General features: G+C 62.0%; 1 protein-coding gene. It reads right to left on the bottom strand.

The features are described 5' to 3' along the window. Positions 1-169: 169 nt before the first annotated feature. Positions 170-1,315, bottom strand: a complete 1,146-nt coding sequence (locus AB0I53_RS49585) for an IS701 family transposase (RefSeq protein WP_358618219.1) — start codon at positions 1,313-1,315, stop codon at positions 170-172. Between the last annotated feature and the right edge of the window lie 55 nt (positions 1,316-1,370).

Genomic DNA, 1,370 nt, shown 5'->3' with positions numbered 1-1,370 from the left:
TACGACAACGACAGGTTGTGATGTTGATGTCTTTTGTTGTGACTGGCCCGAGCACGGGCCTGACTCGCTAACCGCCACCTTGACCAATGCAGGACATGATCGACCGCGTGTGCGAGGCGGACCACGACCCGGTTCCACAAACGACGAACCTCGTTGACGGACAACGGGTTCACTGTCTGATCGTCACCGGATGCAGAGCCCCCTTTTTGGGGATATCCCGTGTGATCACCAGGAATGCCAACGCCGTCATCGACAGGGTGATATGCCGGTACCACGCCTGATAGCTCCGCACCTGGTAGTGGTCAAGTCCAGTCTCGTTCTTCGCTGTTTGAAAACATTCCTCGATCGCCCACCGGCTCCCTGCGACCCGCACCAACTCGGCCAGGCTTGTCCGGGCAGGACCAAAGCACACGTAGTAGGCGATGTCGGTGGGATCGGTGACCGAGCGACGCGCCAGCAACCAGTGTCCCCAGCCTCGCCGGCGCAGTGGCCGGATCTCTACCGCGGCCCATTCCGACACCCGCGGCCCACGCACCCCGTCACCGCAGCTGAGCCGATGCCAGGCTGACTCGGCAAGCTCGGCGATCACCCGGTGGACTCGAACCTTGGCCAGCTCCATCGACACCACCATCGCGGACTTGGGCACCGCGACCACATGCGGGATATCGACAGTTTCCAGCCACAGCCGGAATTTAGTGTCCTGCCCGTAGAGTTCGTCCGCGGTCACCCAGCCGAACGGGACATCCGCCTCACGCGCGCGTTCGATCATCCGGCGGGCCAACACCTGCTTGGTCGCAAACCGCTCCTCGTCACCGATCCCTGCCGCACGACACCGTTCACGGTCATCGGTCCAGTCCTTCGGCAGATAGAGTTCGCGATCGATCAAGGCACGTCCCCTGGGAGAGGCGTAAGCGAGGAACACGCCGATCTGTGAGTTCTCGATCCGGCCTGCCGTGCCGGAGTACTGGCGACCGACTCCGGCGGATTTGGTGCCCTTCTTCAGAAAGCCGGTCTCGTCGACAATGAGCACACCTTGATCGGCATCACCGATGTGCTCGACCACCGCGGAACGGACATCATCACGTAGACCGTCGGTGTCCCAGGCGTAGAAGTTCAGCAGCCGCTGCATACCCTCCGGCCCGGCATCGCCCGCAGCTTCAGCCAGCGTCCACCCGTTCTTCCGCTCGACCTCGCTCAGCAAACCCCTGACATACCAACGCATCCGCCGACGGGACTCCACCCGAGGAAACCGCCCGGCGAACCGACCCAGAAACGCCTCAAAGCTCGCCGACCACTCAGCCACCATCTCCGCCAACACAACAAGATCAACTACCAGAACCAATCCAAGATTACAACCTGTCGTTGCCGTA

Source organism: Saccharopolyspora sp. NPDC050389, assembly GCF_040655595.1.
GTDB lineage: Bacteria > Actinomycetota > Actinomycetes > Mycobacteriales > Pseudonocardiaceae > Saccharopolyspora.
Note: the sequence above shows the minus strand (reverse complement) of the source record. Positions and strands in the feature narration are given on the sequence as shown.